General features: G+C 72.2%; 17 protein-coding genes. 8 read left to right on the plus strand and 9 right to left on the minus strand.

All coding sequences use genetic code 11. From position 1 onward, the window contains the following. Window positions 1–1,722: 1,722 nt before the first annotated feature. Window positions 1,723–2,088 carry a hypothetical protein gene (locus J7E97_RS32885; protein ID WP_215034867.1) on the minus strand — a complete coding sequence of 122 codons (366 nt, stop codon included), beginning with the start codon at window positions 2,086–2,088 and terminating at the stop codon, window positions 1,723–1,725. Window positions 2,089–2,093: 5 nt separating this feature from the next. Further along, window positions 2,094–2,705: an RNA polymerase sigma factor gene (locus J7E97_RS32890; protein ID WP_215034869.1), complete on the minus strand. Its 612-nt coding sequence runs from the start codon at window positions 2,703–2,705 to the stop codon at window positions 2,094–2,096. A gap of 661 nt (window positions 2,706–3,366) precedes the next feature. Here J7E97_RS32890 and J7E97_RS32895 point away from each other — a divergent pair. Beyond that, window positions 3,367–3,594, plus strand: a complete 228-nt coding sequence (locus J7E97_RS32895) for a response regulator transcription factor (RefSeq protein WP_215034871.1) — start codon at window positions 3,367–3,369, stop codon at window positions 3,592–3,594. 226 nt (window positions 3,595–3,820) lie between these two features. Beyond that, on the plus strand, window positions 3,821–4,024 hold the full coding sequence (locus J7E97_RS32900) for a hypothetical protein (protein WP_215034872.1): 204 nt from the start codon (window positions 3,821–3,823) through the stop codon (window positions 4,022–4,024). A gap of 15 nt (window positions 4,025–4,039) precedes the next feature. Here the strand turns inward: J7E97_RS32900 and J7E97_RS32905 are convergent, their stop codons facing one another. The 6 genes from J7E97_RS32905 to J7E97_RS32930 form a co-directional block, all read right to left on the minus strand. After that, the gene (locus J7E97_RS32905) at window positions 4,040–4,471 is read right to left on the minus strand and encodes a hypothetical protein (protein WP_215034874.1); all 432 of its coding nucleotides are present in this window, start codon (window positions 4,469–4,471) and stop codon (window positions 4,040–4,042) included. 154 nt (window positions 4,472–4,625) lie between these two features. Next, on the minus strand, window positions 4,626–5,687 hold the full coding sequence (locus tag J7E97_RS32910; RefSeq protein ID WP_308346912.1) for a helix-turn-helix transcriptional regulator: 1,062 nt from the start codon (window positions 5,685–5,687) through the stop codon (window positions 4,626–4,628). A gap of 233 nt (window positions 5,688–5,920) precedes the next feature. Beyond that, window positions 5,921–6,784: a cupin domain-containing protein gene (locus J7E97_RS32915; protein ID WP_215034877.1), complete on the minus strand. Its 864-nt coding sequence runs from the start codon at window positions 6,782–6,784 to the stop codon at window positions 5,921–5,923. Between the two features lie 17 nt (window positions 6,785–6,801). Further along, window positions 6,802–7,671 (minus strand): cupin domain-containing protein, encoded by an 870-nt coding sequence (locus J7E97_RS32920; protein WP_215034879.1) that lies wholly within the window; start codon window positions 7,669–7,671, stop codon window positions 6,802–6,804. Between the two features lie 395 nt (window positions 7,672–8,066). After that, entirely contained in the window at window positions 8,067–9,506 is a 1,440-nt protein-coding gene (gene rox / locus J7E97_RS32925) for a rifampin monooxygenase (RefSeq protein ID WP_215034881.1), read from the minus strand. A gap of 173 nt (window positions 9,507–9,679) precedes the next feature. After that, on the minus strand, window positions 9,680–10,618 hold the full coding sequence (locus J7E97_RS32930; protein WP_215034883.1) for an alpha/beta fold hydrolase: 939 nt from the start codon (window positions 10,616–10,618) through the stop codon (window positions 9,680–9,682). A gap of 114 nt (window positions 10,619–10,732) precedes the next feature. On the opposite strand from J7E97_RS32930, the gene J7E97_RS32935 reads away from it, so the two are divergent. After that, entirely contained in the window at window positions 10,733–11,170 is a 438-nt protein-coding gene (locus J7E97_RS32935) for a MarR family winged helix-turn-helix transcriptional regulator (protein WP_215034892.1), read from the plus strand. A gap of 407 nt (window positions 11,171–11,577) precedes the next feature. Here J7E97_RS32935 and J7E97_RS32940 read toward each other — a convergent pair whose 3' ends face one another. Beyond that, the gene (locus J7E97_RS32940) at window positions 11,578–12,708 is read right to left on the minus strand and encodes a helix-turn-helix transcriptional regulator (RefSeq protein ID WP_215034884.1); all 1,131 of its coding nucleotides are present in this window, start codon (window positions 12,706–12,708) and stop codon (window positions 11,578–11,580) included. 375 nt (window positions 12,709–13,083) lie between these two features. Between J7E97_RS32940 and J7E97_RS32945 the strand changes: the two genes are divergently transcribed. The 5 genes from J7E97_RS32945 to J7E97_RS32965 all read left to right on the plus strand — a co-directional run bounded on the left by J7E97_RS32945 (window position 13,084) and on the right by J7E97_RS32965 (window position 19,794). Further along, window positions 13,084–14,019 (plus strand): AfsR/SARP family transcriptional regulator, encoded by a 936-nt coding sequence (locus J7E97_RS32945; protein WP_215034886.1) that lies wholly within the window; start codon window positions 13,084–13,086, stop codon window positions 14,017–14,019. Between the two features lie 203 nt (window positions 14,020–14,222). Further along, on the plus strand, window positions 14,223–15,620 hold the full coding sequence (locus tag J7E97_RS32950) for an FAD-binding oxidoreductase (protein WP_308346913.1): 1,398 nt from the start codon (window positions 14,223–14,225) through the stop codon (window positions 15,618–15,620). Window positions 15,621–15,741: 121 nt separating this feature from the next. Then, window positions 15,742–17,109 carry an MFS transporter gene (locus J7E97_RS32955; RefSeq protein WP_215034888.1) on the plus strand — a complete coding sequence of 456 codons (1,368 nt, stop codon included), beginning with the start codon at window positions 15,742–15,744 and terminating at the stop codon, window positions 17,107–17,109. A 226-nt stretch (window positions 17,110–17,335) separates the two neighbouring features. After that, on the plus strand, window positions 17,336–18,427 hold the full coding sequence (locus J7E97_RS32960; RefSeq protein WP_251055512.1) for a long-chain fatty acid--CoA ligase: 1,092 nt from the start codon (window positions 17,336–17,338) through the stop codon (window positions 18,425–18,427). Continuing rightward, window positions 18,427–19,794: an aldehyde dehydrogenase family protein gene (locus tag J7E97_RS32965; protein WP_215034890.1), complete on the plus strand. Its 1,368-nt coding sequence runs from the start codon at window positions 18,427–18,429 to the stop codon at window positions 19,792–19,794. Before J7E97_RS32960 ends, J7E97_RS32965 begins: the two co-directional genes overlap by 1 nt. Window positions 19,795–19,948: the final 154 nt, after the last annotated feature.

Here is a 19,948-nt window from a genome sequence, read left to right on the forward strand (position 1 = left end):
TGAACGGCCTCGCTGCGCTCGGCCGGGGCCCTTCGGGCCCGGGCTCTGCGCTTCGCTCCGAGCCATGGCCGGCCTTCGGCCGGAGTCCTGCGCTTCGCTTCGGACTGGCTCTGGGCCCGCTGCGCTCCACCAGAGCGGGCCCGCTGCGCGGGCTCCAGGACTCCCGCGCTCCGCGCGGGAGGTGACCCCGTTTCACAGGGACTGGGGCTCTGGCCCCTTGGACGGGTCCGCTCCGCTCCTCCCCCACCCAAAATCCTTCCGGCTCCGGCCTCCAGGACCAGCCCGCTCCGCGGGCCGCCAGCAGCAGAGGAGGCTCGGTGCCGTCCCTGACTTCTGCTCACCCTCCGCATCAGCTACCCCCGTAGGACGCCGGCCTGTGCACTTCACCGGCTTGACGAACCTGTCAGCGGGATGTTCCGGGGAAGTGGGGGAAGGGACACGGCTGCAGGCTTGAGTCGAGACGGGTGAGCCCGTCTCGCCGAAGGTTCTGCGCGGTTTCGAATCGGGTCACTCGATCCAAGTCCTCCAACGCGCCGGCTCCTCACACACCCCCGACTCGAGGGCCTGCCGATACACCTCCTTCCAACTCGTCCCCCCTCCATGCAGCAAGACGCACCCCTGAGGGACCGGCTGAAGCCCATACCAGCAGGCAGATATCACAAAGACCATGAGGAACGCGGCAAGAGGATGCCTCCACGTAAGAGGCCCCGTAAGAGGCTGGATCATCCCAAGACCCTAAACACAGCACCGAACAGGCCACTCAGGGGGTGCACCCGACCCATCCGAGTGCACCCGCTCCACGGGCCAGCCGGCAGCAGTGAGGGGCCGAGCCCCATCAACCCGGTCGAGACCGCCCCCTTCGAAGCGGATACCTGAGCACTGCGCTCCACCAGAGCGGGCCTGCTGCGCAGGCTCCGGTGCTCCCCGCGCTCCGCGCCGAAGCCTCTGAGCAGACCCAGCAGAAACAGCCTTCCACACAGAATGCTTCAATCTGAGTTAGAGCTAGACTCTGGAAAGATCGCCTCGTACCAGATCCACTGACCCTCGACAGCACGTCGAAACCAATGAAACTGCGAAGTTGAGGATCCGCAGCGCCCCGTCCGGCTGGAACGTCATCGCTTGTCACCGTCAATGCCGCAACGACCTGTCACCAACCCCGCCACGTCGAGCCCGCCACCAGCACGAACAACATCCCATGGCTACAGGCAACCGACGACTCCCCCACTGACAACAGACTGCAGATTCGCTGGCTTTCAGCGCAGATGGCGAAGCTCGCGCAGTCCGTAGTCCGGTGGCAGCCATTCCTTCTTCCGCCTGTCGATGGTCTTCCGCGTGTGTGGAGGCGGGTACGGGCAGCCCTGCATCAGATCGGGTTCATCCCTGGCCCACGCAAGGCCGTAATGGGCGATACACACAGGCCAGATGGTCTTCGCAGGCTCCTTCGGAGTCGGCGCCGTCCCTCGCCGAGGCCGGCGTGGCTTGGGGCGCGGCGGCTGGAGCGGGCGCAGCCTGCAACCCTCGCCGAGGCCATCAAAGACGGCAGCTGCACCCGACGTGGGCCCGCGATCCCCGCCGTGAGGGCATGCTGGAGCACCCCATCCGATCGTCCGGAAGACCGCGGCCGAGTGGCTCCTCACCACCGGCACGCCGGCGGTCTGCGCCTGTCGCCGCCCACGTCCGCCCCCGGCAAACGATCCCTCTCCGCCGAGGTCCTGGAACAGATCACGACCGCCGAAGCCCAGTAGTCGCGCCATGCGGCCGTCGAGCGCTTCTTGCCTGCGACGGGTGCACCTTGGTGAGGGTGCAGACGCCGTCCGCACACTGGCGCTCCAGCCGGCCGCGGGAGATGGTCTGCGCCAGGCCCACCATCCAGCAGGTGGGGCAGCCACGGAAGGCGATCAGGGCCAACGGGGCCGCCAGCAGGGTAACCGGGCCGGCGACGGGCACCAGGGCGATCGAGCCGATGACCAGCCCGAAGCCGATTACGCCGCGCGCCAGATGGCGCAGGAGGGACCTGCTGGCGAAGTTTCTCTCGGGCGTAGCGGACGGTGCGGTGGCCCGGCCCGTCGCGCCCCGCGTGCTGCTCACGGTGTTCACTGTGGTGAGTCCCCTCCAGCTGATGGGTCGATGGATTGGTCGAACGCTGGGGCTGTCGTCCGGCCGGTCGCCGCCAGCGAGTGGCGCAGTGTCGCCCGTGCCCTGTGCAGCCGCGATTTCATCGCGGCGCTGCTCAGACCGAGCGCATGCGCGACGGTCCTGCCGGGCAGGCCCTGGATGTCTCGCATGATCAGGACCTGCCGCTGGTCGCGGGGGAGGGCGCTGACCGCGGCCGCGACTCTCTCCGCCTCCAGCCTGCGCAGGACAGCGTCCTCGGCGGACGGCTCCGCGGACGCCTCCGGTACGGCCGGCGCCTCGTCGCTCCGCGCCACGAGCAGCCGTACCTGCCGGAGGCATTCGTTGCGCACGATCCGGAACATCCACGAGGCGAGCGCGCCCGTGGCCCGCAGGGTGCCGATCTTCCGGTAGAGGATGATCAGCGCCTCCTGGGCCGCGTCCTCCGCGTCCTGCGGCGAGGCGCACAGCGACAGGGCGAACTTGCGCACGTGGGGCTGCGATTCCATGACGACGGTAGTGAGCGAGGTGACGTCACCGTCCTGAGCGGCCCTGATCAGCCGCTCGTCCGGCCAGGCATAGCGTTGGTTCATCTGCTCCTCACTCTCGGAAGACCCCCCGCGCCGCGGGCGCCAGTCACCTTTGGCTCTTGTAGCGCCGCATCAGGTGCCAACTGCACGCCCCCACGAGCAGGGCTCCGATCACTACGAGGCCAGTGACCATCATTCGCGTTTCCTCCTGGTCTGCCAGCCCGTTCGGCCGGTACACACACAAGAGGCGGGGAGGTCCGGAAAGGATTCACCCCGGCCGGAGTCTTCTGTCGCTGCCGGGCCGCCTGGCTCAACGGCAAGGGCCAGCCGCCGGTCATCGAGGGCACCCTACCGCCAGCTGCAGACCGGTCCCTGCACACATGAGAACTAGAGCTTGCGTCGCCGCCGGACCCGTCGGCACTCGCTCTGTTTGTTCTGCTCCTTCGGGTCGCCCCCTTTTGTCGCGCCTCTTCCTGCTCACGCGCAGCCTCCTCCAGGGCCTCCATGAGGCCCTTGACGCGCATCCCGGCGGCGTCGTGGTGGGCGCGGGCAGGGTTCCCGAGCGGGGGTTTTGGGTGGTTTGTGGGCTCCTCGCTTTGGTGTCATGCAGGTTGCTGAGGTGGTTTCGTCCTCGCCGGGTGCCCCGGGCTGACGCAGGGTGGGGGGTGTTCCGGGTGGGCCTGGTGGCTTGTCCGGGGACGCCGTCGATGAGGAGGAGCCAGCCATGCCGGACATTTTGAAGGCCGCCGTCTGCGAGCCTGCCCTGACGCCCCGTGAGCGCCAGGTGCTGGTTCTGCTCGCGGGGGGTGAGACGTACTGCGGGATCGGCCGGAGGCTGGGCATCAGTCCGCACACCGTCGACACGCACTTGCGCCGGCTGCGCGACAAGACCGGCACGGCCAACCGCACCCAGCTCGTGGTGCTCGCCCTCCAGCGCGGTTACGTCGCCTGAGGATAGATAGGACCGATAGGAGCTTCAGGGCCTTTGGTTTGCCTGGTTCTGGTGGTTGTGCGGGGGTTTGGGAACCCTTCACTTTGCGGTCAGGCACGTTGGTGAAGGGGACGCTCCCGTACGTACGCCAGCGGGCTGCGCCAGTGTTGTGCACGCACCGCACCCGCACTACACACCGCATCGGGCCCGCTCAGCGGGTGGGCCCGGCCATGTCCCCGGGGGAACCATGCCGAAGCGCCTCGTCCTGCTCCTCACCGCCGTCGCCACCGCCGTCCTGCTGGGCTTCCAGCCCGCTTCCCCCGCGTACGCCGACGAGATCGACTGCGGCCACATCGTGCTCCAGTCGACCGGCACGTCCGTCACCGGAACGGAGTTCGAGGCGGGCGGCGACGGCCGGATGGAGCCGTGCGACACCTCCTGGGGCGGCTGATCCCCGTCTCGAGAGCTAGAGCGGCACCAGGTCGGTGAGCACGTACCGTCCCCCGGGGCTCAGCTCCACCGACCAGGTCCAACGGGCCGGGACATACAGCACCTCTCCCGAGAGCAACCGGCACTGGAAGGCGTCCGCGCCCACGCCGCCCCGGTCGCCGGACAGGCGCCACGTCCCGGCCCCCTGGATCTGATGGACCACCCGGTGCGCGGCGGGATTCCCCGTCCCGCCGCACCGGGCCACCAGGTCCGCGCCGGGGCCTGGTTCGAGGGCGAGCCGGTCGAGCACCTGCGACCACTGGGGGGCGCCCAGGGGCGGGTGTTCGTATTCGGGCCACAGCACACCCGGGGCCCGGTCCAGATGGACCGACAGGAACAGCACCAGCTCCGTGAGTTGGACCGGGCTCCGCGCCGCCGCCCAGGGCGCCATGGTCCTGCCGCCGTCCATGCCCCGCCCCGCTCCTCGTTCCACACGCCGCCGCTCAGATGTCCTGCCCGGGCCGCAGAACCAGCATCAGGCACGTGGCAGCGCGCGACCAGCCGCGAAAGTCCGCTCCCGAGAACACGCGACGCGGCGGTCCCGGGAGCGGCCGACGGCGTCCTCAGCCGGCATTCGCTCCGGACGCCGGCTGCTCCTCGCAACCGCCGTCTGCCGCCAGCAGCCCCTGAGCCGCCGCGTGGGCACCCGCCTGGAAGCGGCTGGCGGCGCCCAGTTCTTCCATGATGTCGCCGATGTGGCGGCGTGCCGTACGCAGCGACATCCCGAGCCGGCGGGCGATGGCCTCGTCCTTGAGGCCGGCCGCGAGCAGCCGGACGATCGTCTCGTGGATCTCGCGGGAGACCTCTTCGAGCCCCTGGCCGGCGGCGTCGGCGAACGGTGTGGCCCGGTCCCAGCTCTGCTCGAAGATCTCGCAGAGGTAGGCGACCGTGGACGGCTCCCGTATGACGACGGCGCCCCAGCTGTCGTCCCTGACCGGGATGAAGGCCACCTCGCGGTCGAACACGATGAGCCGGCCGAACAGTTCGTGCGCGGTGCGGTACTGGCCGCCCAGCGCCGAGGCGGCGGCCACGTACGCCTGGCTGGGGCCGTTGAAGCGGGCCGTGTGGTGGTAGAGCGTACGCAGCCGGATCCCGCGTGCCAGCATCGCCCGGTCCCGCACCAGCGCCTCCTGCATCGCCTCCGGGACCCGCGCCCCGCCCCCGGGCTGGCTGGCCAGGACCTCCTTGCGGCAGCGGTCCGAGGCCTGGTTGAGGGTGTTGCGGACGTCCTGCACGTTTTCCAGGAGCTCCAGCCCCTCGCCGCGCGCGCGTCGCTGGTGGTAGCGGGCGGCGAACGGGCCGAGGTCCTCGCGCATCGCGGCGAGCCCGGCCTGCTGCTCCCGTATCCGCGCCTCCACGGGCGCGGCGAGCTGCGCCAGCGCCGTCTCGGGCGCCACCGCGAACACCGCCTGCGACCCGCCGGGACCGGTCTGCGCGTGCAGCAGCCGGGCTCGGCGCAGCCGCTCCAGGCTCGCCCCGGCCTCCTCGGCGGTGATCCCGAGACCCTCGGCGACGGCCTGTGCCGCGCCCGTCCGCTGCTCCAGCACCCAGCCGTACACGGCCAGGTCGCTCTCCCCCAGCCCGCGAGCCGCGTCGAACGGTCCCGATTGCGCCTGCACTGCCACCCCTTGCCCCTTCGCCGCCGGCCCGACGGGCCGTGCCGGCCGCCGGCGCATTGGATGCCCGGGCCAAGAATAGGCAGAAAGATCATCGGGCGGCAGAGGGAGAGACAGGCGGACGGACGGGCAGATGGGCAGACGGAGGGACAGACGGGCAGCCCCCGAGCGCGAGGCATCGGGGGCGGTCCGTATCCATGGTCAGGGGTGGTCAGGGGGTGGGCAGGGGGTACGAGCGGACGTCACACGCCACGCATGGCGTCGCGGGCGAGAGCGACCAGCGTCCGGGGGGTCAGGGCGTCCACCGCGCGGCGCTGGTGGTCGATCAGCGTCGCGGCGGCCTCGGTCAGCTCCCGGTCGTCCAGCGGCCGTCCCGGGATGTGCGCCCCGTCGGCGAGGATCGCCTGCAACAGGGCGTAGAGGTTCGCGGTGCCCGCCTCGCGCACGGTCAGCGACAGGTGCGCGGACGGCGCGTCGCCCACGGCGTCGGCGCGGTGCGCGAACCCCCGCGGTACGTACAGCACCTCACCCGGGCGCAGCACGGTCTCCAGGAGCACCTCACCTGGGTCGCCGTCCTCCCGGGCCGGCTCCCAGTTGCCGTCGCGCGGTCCGGCGTGAACGTGCCAGCGTTTCTCGCCGCTGATCTGGATCGCGAGGACGTCGGCGTCGTCGCGGTGCAGGGGGCGGCCCTGGGTGCCGGCCGGGGTGCGGAAGAAGAACGCCTCCACCTGCCGGCCGAGTTGCTCGCCCAGCCCCGCGCACAGTGCGCGCACGCCCTGGTGCCACTGGTCGACGTACCGCAGGAGTACGGTGGCCCGCTCCTCCTCGACCAGGCGGCGTACCAGGTCCCCGTCCGCGTAGTCCTCGACGAGCTCACCGAGCACCACCCGCGGGGTGCAGAACCGCTCGACGGGCACGTGGCTGTCCGCGTGGACCAGCCCGATGTACGGAACCTTGAGCAGTCCCGCATCCAGCAGGGCATCCGTGTCGGCGGCGCCGATCACGTCCACCGGGGGGCACTCGGGATGCAGCACAACCGGTTCGCGGCGCCAGTACGCGGCAAGGAACTCCTGCTCGTCGCCCACGCATCGCGTCAGCCAGTCCATGTCGCTCTCACTCTCGCTCAGGCCGTGGGGCGGCTGCTGTAGGCGTGCGAGCGGGCGCTGTGCACGAGGGAAGAGGCGTCGGCGGCGTCGAGCCGGCCGCTCACGTGGGCCAGCAGAGCGGCGGCCGTCGCCGTCAGGTCCGCCTCATCGAGGGGACGGGCGGGCAGGGCCAGGCCCTGCGCGAGGAAGGACCGCAGCTCCGTCCGCAGGTGATCGGCTCCGGCCTCGCGCAGCACGATCGTCAGGTGCAGCGAGGGGCCCTGTGCCGTGGCCTGGGCGGTATGGGCGTACCCGTTGGGCACGTACAGCACCTCGCCGGGTCGTACGACGGTGTCCAGCAACACCTCGCCCGGGTCGTCCTCCCGCACGGGCTGCCAGTGCCCGTCCGTCGGCCCGCCGTAGACCTTCCAGTGCTTGGCGCCACTCAGCTGGAGCACCAGGATGTCGCCGTCGTCGCGGTGCACCGCACCGAAGCGCCCGGGTTGCGAGTAGAAGAGGAACGCCTCGACGAGGCGGTCGAGTTCGCGTGCCAGTCCCGCCGTGAGCTCCCGCACCGGCGGATACCAGTGGTTGACGTAGCGCAGCTGCAAGGTGGCCTGCTCGTCGCGGATCAGAGCACGCACCCGCTCCGCGTCGAGCCATCCCTCCAGATGGCGGCCGGCCACCAGCCGGGGCGGACAGTAGGCCGCCTCGGGCACCGCGCCGGCCGTCGTGAACAGGCCGGCGTACGGCACCTTCAAGGTGCCCGAATCCAGCAGGTCGTCCAGGTCCGCGAGCCCGAGAACCTCGGTCGGCGGATTCGCCGGACGCAGCAGAGCGGGCCCTCGGCGCCACTGCGTGCGCAGGAAACGGTCCGCGTCGGTCACACAACGTTCGAGCCAGTCCACGGCTCACTCTCCTTGCTCCGGCCCGGCTGCGGGGCCCGCCGCCCCTCGGCGGGCGGGCCCAGATGACGTCGGGGTAGCACTCCGCGCACCCGGCCACGACGGCGCTGCCCGTGGGCGCCTCCGCCGCGAAGGCACTCGGCGCGAACAGCGCCCCGCCCACCACCGCGGCCGCCGCCACACCCAGCGCGGCCTTACGGGAAAGGCTCAGAGCAGACTTGCCGGCAACATCGGAATCCACCGAGAAGTTCATGTCATCTCCTATGAGTTCGTGTCCGGGGGCGTTTCCCCCTTCGACTGACACCATCCTCTCGGCGCCACCCCCCTCACCGACAGTGACGACTTCCCGCTCCCACACCCACGTGACCCGCATTCCCGTGACCCGCCGGCGGGGAGCGTCATGCGCCCGCGGCGGCGCCGAACCAGGTGGGGAGGTGGGTGAGGAGGTCTTCCTGGGAGTCGCCGACCCAGGCGATGTGGCCGTCCGGGCGGAGGAGGACCGCCGGAGCGGGCAGGGTGGTCAGGTCTTCGGTGACGTGCGCTACGTGGTCCACGCGGTCCGCCCAGCCTTCCGCCGAGAGGCGGCCCGTCCGGTCGAGGAGGAGGCCGCGGCCTTCGTGCATGAGGGAGTAGAGGCGGCCCTGCTTCAGTTCCACGTCCCGCATGCGGCGGCCGAGGAGGTCGTGGCCTTCACCGAAGTCGTAGCGGACCTCCACGGCGGTGATCAGGCCGGTGACGTAGCGGTTGACCTCCTCGAAGTCCATGAGCTTCGAGAAGAGGTCGCGCAGGGCGGTCGGGCCCGGGTCCGAGCCCATCAGGGCGATCTGGGCGCGGGTGTTGTCCAGTACGGCGGCGCCCACCGGGTGGCGTTCGGCGTGGTAGGTGTCGAGGAGGCCTTCCGGAGCCCAGCCGTCGACCGCGGCGGCCAGCTTCCAGCCGAGGTTGAAGGCGTCCTGGACGCCGAGGTTGAGGCCTTGGCCGCCGGTCGGCGGGTGGATGTGCGCCGCGTCGCCGGCCAGCAGGACGCGCCCGACGCGGTAGCGCTCGGCCTGGCGGGTGGCGTCGCCGAAGCGGGAGAGCCAGCGCGGCGAGTGCACGCCGAAATCGGTGCCCGCGAAGGCGCGCAGCCGCTGCTTGAACTCCTCCAGGGTCGGCTCGGCGCCACGGTCCTCGGACACGCCGTCGGCGGGGACGATGACCCGGCACAGCCGGCCCTCGGTGGGGACGACGCCGAAGCGGAGCTGGGTCTTGTTGACCTCCTTGACGAGGGTGGCGATCGTCTCCGGATCCGCCGTCACCTCCATCTCGCCGAGCAGCGTCTCGACCGTGGCCGGCTGGCCGGGGAAGTCGACGCCGAGCAGCTTGCGGACCGTACTGCGGCCGCCGTCGCAGCCGACGAGGTAGCGCGAGCGGAGGGTCGTGCCGTCCGCCAGGTCTACGCTCACCCCGTCCTCGTCCTGGGTCAGCCCCACCACTTCGCAGCCGCGTCGGATCTCGGTGCCGAGTTCCAGGGCGCGCTCGTTGAGGATCCGCTCGGTGACCGGCTGGGGGGTGGCGACGCCGTACGGGTGGGCCGTGTCGAGGCTCTCCGGCCACGGCTTCATGATGCCGCCGAAGAGGCCCCCGACCCGGAACTTCTCGCTGACCGCGAGGAAGCGGTCCAGGAGGCCTCGCTGGTCCATCACCTCGACGCTGCGCGCGTGCAGGCCCTGGCCGCGGGACTGCTTGGTCGGCTCGGTCAGCTTCTCCAGCACGACGACGCGCACATCGTGCAGCCGCAGTTCGGCGGCCAGCATCAGACCGGTCGGTCCGCCGCCGGCAACGATCACGTCGATCATCAGGGTTCTCATTTCCGCAGGTCGGGGCTTGAGCGAGCGATTCTGCGGTATGAGTGGGGCCTTGCCGCAAGCCCCCCGGTGCGCTATACCTTGAGAGTGGCAAGGAGTGGTTACCCCTCCTTGCCTTTTGTTGTTTCAGGCGCATCCAGTCGAAGCCGCCTGTCCCGGAGAGGTCATCCCTCCTGGGCGTCGACCTCGCGCAGGAAGGCCTCCAGGATCCGGGCGAAGGCTTCCGGGGCTTCCATGGTCGTGTAGTGGGCGACGCCGTCGAGGGTGACCGTGCGGCCGTTCGGGACGGCGCGGATCAGGGCGTCGGCGGTCGCGACCGTGCCGGGGGCGTCGAGGGCGCCGTTGACGGCCAGGACCGGGACCGTGATGCCCTTCGCGCGCCGCGGTGCGTCGGCCACCGGGACGGTGAAGTCCGGCTCGTCCGGGGTGTGCTTCATCAGCGTGCGCAGCGCCATCTCCCGCACGCGGCGCACGATCTCGGGATCGACGTCGGCGAGGGTGCGGCTCGGGCCGGGGACCCACCGGGCGAAGGCGTCGAGCCAGGCGGGGATGTCGCCGGTCGCGAGCGCGGTGGACTGGGCTTCCGCGACCGCGGCGGACCAGGGGTCGGTGAGGTCCGGTTCGCCGATGCCGCGGCCGCTGACGACCAGGGCACGCACCAGTTCGGGGTGGACCAGCGCGGTGTCGACGGCGATCAGGGCGCCCATCGAGACGCCGACCAGGACCGCCGGTCCGGTGAGGTCGAGGTGGCGCAGCAGCGCGGCGAGGTCGTCGGCCCGCCGGAACGGCTTGCTCGCGTTGGCGGAGGAGCCGTGGCCTCGGGCGTCCGGGGCGATGACCCGGTGGCGCAGGGCCAGTTCGGGGATCAGGTTGTCGAACTGGGTGTGGTCGGTGAAGCCGGTGTGCAGCAGGACCAGCGGGCGGGCGTCGCGGGGGCCCGCGTCGCGGTAGGCGAGGGGGCCGTCCGCCGACTCGAAGGTCGCGAAGGTCGCGGAGGTCGCGGAGGTCGCGGAGGTCGCGGACGTGGCGGAGGTCGCGGACGTGGCGGAGGTCGCGGACGTGGCGGAGGCGGGCGGGCGGCTGGCGGTCGCGTTCTCGGTCATGACAACCAAGGTGTCATGATTGTGGAGCGATGACAACTTGGGTGTCATCATGGTGGTGTGAACCAGACCCCGACCGATCGACCGCTCTCCCCCGACGACCTGCCCGAGCGGCTCATGGAGGTGTTCGGGCTCGTCGGGCCGCTCTACCGGCGCGTCCAGCGCAAGATCGAGCAGGACGCCCCGGAGCAGGACCTCTCGGTCGGCGTGCGCGCCGTGCTCGACCTGCTGCGCGAACACGGGCCGATGACGGTCCCGCAGATGGGCCAGGCCCAGTCGCTGAGCCGTCAGTTCGTGCAGCGCATGGTCAACGACGCCGCGGCGCGCGGCTTCACCGAGACGATCCCCAACCCGGCCCACCAGCGCTCCTCGCTGATCCGGCTCACGGACGCCGGCCTCGCCGCCATCACCGCCGTGACCGCCCGCGAGCACGCCCTGCTGCGGCGGGTCGGCGGCGGCCTGACCGACGCCGAGGTGACCGCCTGCGTACGGGTGTTGAGCCGGATGCTGGAGCTCTTCGACGACGTCGAAGTGACGGGCACGCCTCCGCGTTAGCGGGCGGAGGTTTTGGGTCATTCCGGCTGTCAGCGGACGGCGTTCTTCCGTTCTGCAGCGGCCGGGGGGTCCGCGTCCTGATCTCGCGTCCGGCTGTGGACCGGCTCATCGGTCCGGACGGGAGGGGCGCCTTTGTCGAGAGAGTGATCCGGCCACTCGGCACGGCGTCGGTGGTCCTAGCGCCGGGTCGGAGATTAGATTGCTGCCGGACGTGTGCACTAGCACCCGCAAAGGCATCACGTCCCATCCGTGGGACTGCCCTGTCCGCAGGGCTTCCCAGGGGTCCCGCAAACGAACGTCATTCGCTGTGGGGAAGCGTGGAGCACGCCTGGTGGCGCGCCACGCGACAGACCGACGGGGGTCGGCCGACGATGCGACCGGGTGGAGTGGGCGGGGCGGGGCGTCGGTCAGCTGGTGCCGACGCGCAGGATGCCCTTTTCGGTGAGCGGGGCGTAGTACTCGGTGAACAGCTTGCCGACCAGTTCGCCCCGGCTGGAGACTCCGACCTTCTCGAAGACCGCCTTGATGTGGTCGCGGACCGTGTGGGGCGAGAGGTGCAGTTGTTCGGCGATCTCCCCGGTGGGCAGGCCCCGGGCGATGCACTGGGTCACCTCCGTCTCCCGGTCCGTCAGCTCGAACGCGTCGACGATGAGGGGGACGATCTCGGAGGTCTTCGCGGGCTCGATCACCACGGCCGAGGCGCCGAGCGTCCCGTCGGCCTGGCGCAGGCAGGAGGCGTGGCACACCAGCCAGCGGCCCGTACGGGTACGGATGCGGACCCGGGCCTGGCCCCGGTCGCGCTCCTGGGCGATGGCCCGCGCCTGCATCGCGGTCGACTGGACCCACACGGGGATGCGCAGGCCCATGGGCGAGGGGACGGACGGCCCCTCGGGGAGGTCGTCGAGGTGGGCGCGGGCGTCGTCGTTGGCCGAGAGGAGGGCGCCCGACACGTCGAAGAGCAGCAGTCCCGGGCCGTGCAGGGCGTCCGGCAGCCGCTGCGGGGACGGCTCGGAGAACGAGCGCAGCTTCTTGGCGAGCGGGGTGAGCAGTCCGGCTATCAGCCCGGTCTCCGCCGTCCCGAAGGCCTCCCGGCCCTTCGCGCGGAACAGGCTGATGTGGCCCTGCGGGCGGCCGCCGACGCGCAGCACGGCGCGCAGCTCGTCCTGGAAGCCGCGCGGCCTCATGAAGTCCTGGTAGAGCGTGCTGCGGGCGGGCAGGTCCCCGGTGGTCTGGCGCAGGCCGGCGACCGGTACGGGAGCCTGGGCCAGATCGCGGAAGAGGTTCACGTTCTCGGTGAAGAGCTCGCTCTCCCAGTACACGGCGCAGCCCCCCTCGTCGAGGTTCTCCGCGCGGATGGGGGCGGTCATCATGCCGGTCACCGGGTCGGTGACGCGCCACACGGCGGCGTCGTACGGCATCAGTCGGCGCAGTTGGTGGGAGGCCTCGGCGAACATGCTCAGGGCGTCGGTGGCCTTCGCGGCCCGCGCGAGCAGTTCGGCGCGGCCGATCTCGGTGCGGGAAGCGGTCGAACCGGTCATTTCATGATCCTGACAGCCCGGGAGCGGAAGGCCAACCCCTCACTTGAGGGGGGTGGCCGTTCGTCCGCCTCCCCCTTGAATGCGGGATGGGAATCGACCGGCCGGTGCACAAGGCTGGCGATCATGTGGAGCGGGAGCACGGGGGCGGGCGGAACGGGCCGGGCGACCGCCGGCCCGGCGATGACCGGCCCGGCGGTTACCGGCCGGGTGCCGGGGCGATCGCCGCTCGTGGGAGCGGCAACCGATTGCCTGGCGCCGGTGTTTCACCTTTCCGCCCCGCTGCCGGCCCGGGGAGAACCACCGGTGCGGGGATGGCACCGCGCGGAAGGTACGCGGGCGTACTCGGACTGAGAGCTGATTCATGATGGGGGATTCATGTTGGGGCACCTTTCGTTCTTCGTACTCGGCGCGCTCACCGTGCACGGCGAGCGCGGAGAGATCGCGCTCGGCGGCAACCGGCAGCGCATCCTGCTGACCATGCTGCTCATCGAGGCCAACCGGGTCGTCGGGGTGGAGCGCCTGATCGACGCCATATGGGGCGAGGCTCCGCCGAGCTCGGCCCGCAGTCAGATCCGCATATGCGTGTCCGGGCTGCGCAGACTGCTCACCAAGGCGCGGGCCGCCGCGTCCATCGAGACCCATCCGTCCGGCGGCTACCAGTTACGGGTCTCACAGGACGCGGTGGACCTCTACCACTTCGAGAACCTCGTCGCCCAGGCGAGGACCGAGGCCCGCGAGGCGCCCAGCGAGGCGGTCGCCCTACAGCTCCAGGAGGCGCTGGGGCTGTGGCGCGGGCCGATCGGGGCGGGCCTGGACAGCGCGCTGCTGGAAACGGTGGCCCTGAAGTACCACGAGGACCGGCACGCCGCCATCGAGTGCCGCTTCGAGCTCGAACTCCAGTTGGGCCAGCACCGTCAGGTCCTGGGCGAGCTCGCGCGCAGCGTGGCGCAGCACCCGTTCCGCGAGACGCTGTGCGCCCAGCTGATGCTCGCCCTGCACCGGTCGGGCCGTACCGCGGAGGCGTTGGCGCTGTACCGCGACACGAGCCGGCGGTTCACCGAGGAGCTCGGCATCGAGCCGGGTGCGCGGCTGCGCGAGCTCGAGCAGCTCATCCTGGGCGGCGAGGCCGGGCAGGAGCCGCTGGTCGGCCTGCTCCGCCGCGAACCGATCCGCCCGGTCGTGCCCTGCCCGGAGACCGCCGTCACCTCGGACCTGGCTCCGGAGGACCGGATCGCGCTGCTGGAGGAGGAGCTCGCCGCGCTGCGCGAGGAGCACGCGCGGAGCCTGCGCGGGCTGTCCGGGCGGGCCTGAGCGGTCCGGTGCGGTGCGGTCGGGTGTGGTCCGGTGCGGAGCCCGCGGCCCCGCTGTCTCCCCCTCAGATGAGGGGGAGACAGCGGGGCCGGTCCCTTGGGGCGGGGGGATGGGAGCGCGCCGTCCGCGGGGAAAGACTGCTGGTCGTCGCCGGGCACAGCACGTGGCCGGCACAGGACGCGTAGCGGAAAGGACTTGGGACAGTGGCAGAGAACCTGTGGATCCCCTCGGTTTCGGACGAGCGGATCCCCTCCGCCTCGGACGAGGCGGTGGACTGGCTCGTGCCGAGGCTCCAGGGCGATTTGCTGTTTCCGGGTGAGCCGGCCTACGAGCGCGAGCTCGACGGCTTCAACGTCATCGCGCGGCACCGGCCCTCGCTGATCGTGGCGGCGGTCACGGCCGGTGACGTACGGGCCGCGGTGGAGTTCGCCGCCCGGCTGGACATGCCCATCGGGGTGCAGGCCACCGGCCACGGCATCGCGGCGCCGGCCCGGGGCGGCGTGCTCGTCAGCACCCGGCGGATGAACTCCGTGGCGGTGGACCCGATCGCGCGGATCGCACGGGTGGAGGCCGGCGCGCAGTGGCACCAGGTCGTCGCGAGCGCCGGCTTCCACGGGCTCGCCCCGCTCAACGGCTCCTCGCCGCTGGTGGGCGTGGTCGGCTACACGCTGGGCGGTGGCCTCGGTCCGCTGGGCCGGCTGTACGGCTACGCCGCCGACCACGTCACCCGGATCGAGATCGTCACCGCGGACGGTGTGCTGCGCACGGTCTCCGCCACCGAGCACGGCGATCTGTTCTGGGCGCTGCGCGGCGGGAAGGGGAGCTTCGGGATCGTCACGGCGCTGGAGTTCGAGCTGGTGCCCGTACGGCGGCTGTACGGCGGCGGGCTGTACTTCCCCGGTGAGCTCGCCCCCGAGGTCCTGCGCACCTGGCGGGCGTGGACCCTGGACCTGCCCGAGGCGATGACCTCCTCCCTCGCGCTGCTGCGCCTGCCGGACGTGCCGGCCGTCCCGGAGTTCCTGCGCGGCCGTCTCGCCGTGCACGTACGGATCGCCTTCGCGGGGTCAGAGGAGCACGGGGAGCGGCTGGTGCGTCCGCTGCGCGCCATTGGGCCGGCGCTGGTCGACTCGGTGCGCGACATGCCGTACACGGAGGTCGCGGAGATCCACGAGGATCCCACCGAGCCCATGCCTTACCACGAACGCAACATCGTGCTGCGGGACTTGGACCCGGTGGCGGTCGAGGAGATCCTCGCGCTGGCCGGGCCCGGGGCGGACTGCGCCGACCTGATGGTGGAGCTGCGGCAGCTGGGCGGTGCGCTGTCGCGTCCCGCGGACGTGCCCAACGCGGTCGGCAACCGGGACGGTGCCTTCACCTTGTCCACGCTCTCGCCGCCCGGTGCGCCCGGCCAGGTGGTGCGTGCGATGGCCCCGCGCGGGACCGGCCGCAGGTACCTCAACTTCCTTGCCGGGCCCGATACCGCCGAGGCCGCGGCGGAGTGTTTCGACGCGCCCACGTACGCCCGGCTGGCCCGGGTCAAGGCGGGCTACGACCCGCGGAACCTGTTCCGGGTCGGGCACACCGTCGTCCCGGGCAAATAGACCGGCGGGCCCGCGCGCCGTTCCCCCGCCGGGCGGGCCCGTCTTCCGCACCTCGCTCTTCCCCTTCGGCACCTCGCTCTTCCTTCGTCTTCCCTCACGCGTGACATTAAGGATTGCTCCCATGGCCACCGAACCAGCCGTATCGACCTCCAAGGCCGCGCCCGCCGGCGGGACCGGCGCCGCGGCGGATTCCGCCCGTTCCGCCGGACTGCGGTACGGGGCCCTGTTCGGGCCCGCCGTCTTCGGGGTGACCGCGGCCGGGGTCGCGCTGCCCGACGTCGCGGCCGCGCTGGACGCCACCCCCTCCGCCGCCGCGTGGGTGCTGACCGCCCACGCCCTCGCGCTCGGCGTCGGCACCGCCCTGTTCGGGCGGCTCGCGGACTCCAAGGGCATCCGCACCTCCCTGCTGGTCGGCTCGCTCGTCCTGGCCGTCGGCACCCTCATCTGCCTGTTCGCCCCGAACCTCGGGGTCCTGGTCGGGGGCCGGTTCGTGCTCGCGGCCGGCTCCGGCGCCATGACCTCCAGCGCGCTGGCCCTGACCGCTTCCTCGGCACCCGCCGACCGCCCGAAGGTACTGGCCGGCTTCGGCGGCACCATGGCAGTCTTCTCGGCCAGCGCCACCCTGGCCGGCGGCGTGTTCACCCAGTGGATGACCTGGCGCATCACGCTGGTCCTGCCCGCGCTGTCCCTGCTCGCCGTTCCGCTCTGCCTGAGCGCCGCCTCCGTGCGGCGCGGATCGGGCCGCTCGCTCGACCTGCCCGGGGCGGCGCTGCTGACCGTCGCGGCCACCTCGTTCCTGCTGCTGATCCAGGCGTCCGCCCTCGGCCTGTCCGCGGCGCTGGTGGTCGCTCTGGCCGCCGCGCTGATCGTGGCCCTCGCCGGTCTGACCTGGCGGGTGCGGACCGCGCAGGCCTCGTTCGTACCCCGCCCCCTGATCGGCGACAGCCTGTTCGTGCGCGCCGCGGTCACCGGGATCGGTGTCTACGCCGGGCTCTTCGCGGCCATGTACGCCGTCCCGCAGATCCTGGTCCGCGAGCACCACTGGAGCGTCCTGGCCATCGGTGCGTGGCTGCTGCCCGGCGCGGTGGTCGGAGCGGTGCTGTCCCGCGTCGCCGGCCGGCTGACCGCCGGCGCCGGAGGCAGCCGGCTGCTCGCCGCGACCGCCGCCGCCACCGCCGTCGCCCTCGCGTGCTCGCTGGCCGGATCCGTGCCCGCGCTGCTGATCGTCGGGGCCTCGCTGGGCTTCGCGGCCTTCGCCGTCACCCAGGTCGTCACCACCGCGCTGATGTCCGCGCGCGTCGAACCGGCCCTGCGCGGCGGTGCGATGGGGCTGCTCAACCTCACCTTCTTCGTCGGCGGCGGCGTGGGCAGCGCCACGGCCGGCGCCCTCGCCAAGTCGATGTCCCTGACCACCGCGCTCGGAGTGGTGGCGGCCTTCCCGCTGATCGCCTGCCTGGTCGCGCTGACGCTCACGCCCCGCGAGCGCTAGGGCGCGCCGCGTTCGCCCGGGCCGACGCCTTGCCGAGACCGCCGCGTTCGCCCGGGCCGACGCCTTGCCGAGACCGCCGCGTTCGCCCAGCCGGCGTCGCGTTTGGCCGGCCGCCGCCGCGTTTCCCGTCGGCCCGCGGGGGCCCCGGCCGATACGGCCTCGATGCACGCCGGCCGGACGATGATCCGGCCGGCGTACGCATGACACGAGGAGGGCACGAGACGCCATGACACCTTTCACCGAAGCCTCTGGCGCATCCGAAAGTGAGCGCAGCAGCGGATTCGACGGCCACGTACGCAAGCTGATGACCTGGCACTTCGGGCAGGACACCGGCTCCGCGTTCTGGCTCGGCAAGAAGGACCTGCTGGGCTTCGATCCGGTCACCGACATCGCCGGCCTGGCGGACCTGGTCCGCTTCCCGGACGTCAGCGACGAGCTGCGCACGGTGCCCGCCCAGGACCTCATCCCGCGCGGGCTGGCCGGGCGGCCCTTCCGGGTCTACGACTCGGGCGGCACGACGGGCGCGCCCAAGCGGATCGTGGACAGCGGCTACCGCGCGCGGATCCTGGTGTGGGCCAGGGAGCGCCTCATCGCCTCCGGCGTCCCCGCCGACGGCAACTGGTTGCACCTCGGTCCCAGCGGCCCGCACGTCATCGGTTTCGACGTGTCCCGCTACGCGGCGCTCGGCGGCGGCGTCTTCTACACCGTCGACCTGGACCCGCGCTGGGTCAAGCGGCTGCTCGCGGCGGGCCGCGAGGACGAGGCCGACGACTACGTGCAGCACCTGCTGGACCAGGCCGAGATCATCCTGGACTCGCAGGACATCGCGGTGCTGAACACCACGCCGCCGCTGCTGGAGGCCATCTGCGCCCGGCCGAAGCTCCTCGCGCGCGTCCGCGACGGGGTCCGGGCGATCGTCTGGGCCGGTACGTCGATCAGCGCCGAGAGCCTGCACCAGCTCGAGGAGGTGTTCTTCCCCGGTCAGGCCGTCGTGGGCATCTACGGGAACAGCCTCATGGGCGTGGCTCCGCAGCGTCCGGCGGCGCCGGGCGACGACGCGTACCCCGCCGTCTTCGAGCCCTTCCCCGAGACCACCCGCCTCGAACTCGTCGACGAGGAGGGCCGGCTGGTGGAGTACGGGCAGCGCGGGCGGGTCCGGCTGCACCTGGTGGCCGAGGAGATGTTCCTGCCCAACATCCTGGAACGGGACAGCGCGCTGCGCCTCGCGCCCGGTCCCGGCTCCACCGTCGACGGGCTCGCCGACATCCAGACGTACCGCGCCCTGGGCGACGTACGCATCATCGAGGGAGTCTACTGATGGGCACTGTGACGGCCCCGGTCACCATCGACCCGTACGTGTGCGGCCGCACCGTCCCCAGCGCCGACCGCACCCGGCTGCCCAGCGTGCTCGGCGGCGACCTCGCGGACGTCGGCAACGCGCCGCAGCTGCTCGCGCTGGCGGCCGTGAACGAGATCCGAGCGGACGCCGACGGCCGGGCGCCGGAACCCGCGCTGTTCACCGAGGCGGCCCGGCTGTTCGCCAGCGCCACCCTGGACGGCGAGAGCCCCGGGGAGTACGCGCGGCGCGTCTCGCACGCCACGGGGCTGACGGCGGCGGCGGTCGCCCAGGCGGTGCGGGACCTGGTCGCCGAGGTCGGGGAGCTTGCCGAGACGACGGCGGCGGAGCTGCCGGACACCCGGTTCGGCGAGGGCTTCGCCACCCGGTGGGTGCCACGGGGCAAGATGTTCGCCGCCGTGATGGCGAGCAACCACCCGGTGCCCAACGTCTCCTGGGTGCAGGCGCTGTTCCACGGCTACAGCGTGCTGGTCAAGCCGGGCAGCCGGGACCCGTTCACCGCCCGGCGCCTGCTCGCGGCGCTGCTGGCGGCCGGTCTGGACCCGGTCAAGGCGGCCTACCTCCCGTGCTCGCACCGGGTCGGCGACTTCCTGCTGCGCGAGGCGGACCGGGGGATCATCTACGGCGGCGACCGGGCGGTGGCCCAGTGGCAGGACCGGGAGTCCGTGGCGGTGCGCGGGCCCGGACGCACCAAGGCGCTCCTCGACCAGGACCTCGACGACGCGGTCGTCGACCACCTGGCGCTGTCCGCTTCCTTCGACGGCGGCACCCGTTGCACGAACCTGTCCGCGGTGCTGACGACGCGTCCGGTGGCCGAGGTCGCCGACCGGCTCGCGGAGCGCCTGGGCCGGCTCCCGTCCCTGCCGGCCACCGCGGACGCGGCCACGCTGCTGGTCGTCGACCGGGTGCGCGCCGAGCAGATCCGCGAACAGGTGGCGGGGCTGCGTGCCCGGCTCACCGACCACAGTGCCCGGTTCGACCCGGCCGACCCGGTCACGGAGCTCGACGACGGATCGTTCCTGCTGCGGCCCGTCGTCCTGTCGGCGGACCGCGCCGACCATCCGGCCGTCGGGACCGAACTGCCCTTCCCGTTCGTGATCGTCGCCCCGTGGACGGAAGCGGACGGGGTCGCGCCGCTGCGCGGGTCCCTGGTCCTCAACGTCTTCACCGACCGCGAGGGGCTGGTGGACGAGGCCGTGCGCGAACCGAGCGTGCGCAAGGTGACGCGCGGCGCCGTACTGCCGTGGACCGCCGTGCCCGGCATCCCGCACGACGACAACTACACCCAGTTCCTGCTGGAACCCAAGGGCCTGGTGGCCCAGCGCTGAGTCCCCCGCTGGTGGCAGCGCCCCGACCAGCACCCCGACCAGTGGCCCGGCCCGGCGCCGGACGGCGGACCCCCCTCCGCCGTCCGGCGCCGACTCGTGTGCGCGGCGCGCCGGGTACGCGGGAACGTACGGCCGGGGTCCGGGGGGCCGGGGC

The sequence above is a fragment of the Streptomyces sp. ISL-66 genome (assembly GCF_018614135.1).
Lineage (GTDB): Bacteria > Actinomycetota > Actinomycetes > Streptomycetales > Streptomycetaceae > Streptomyces.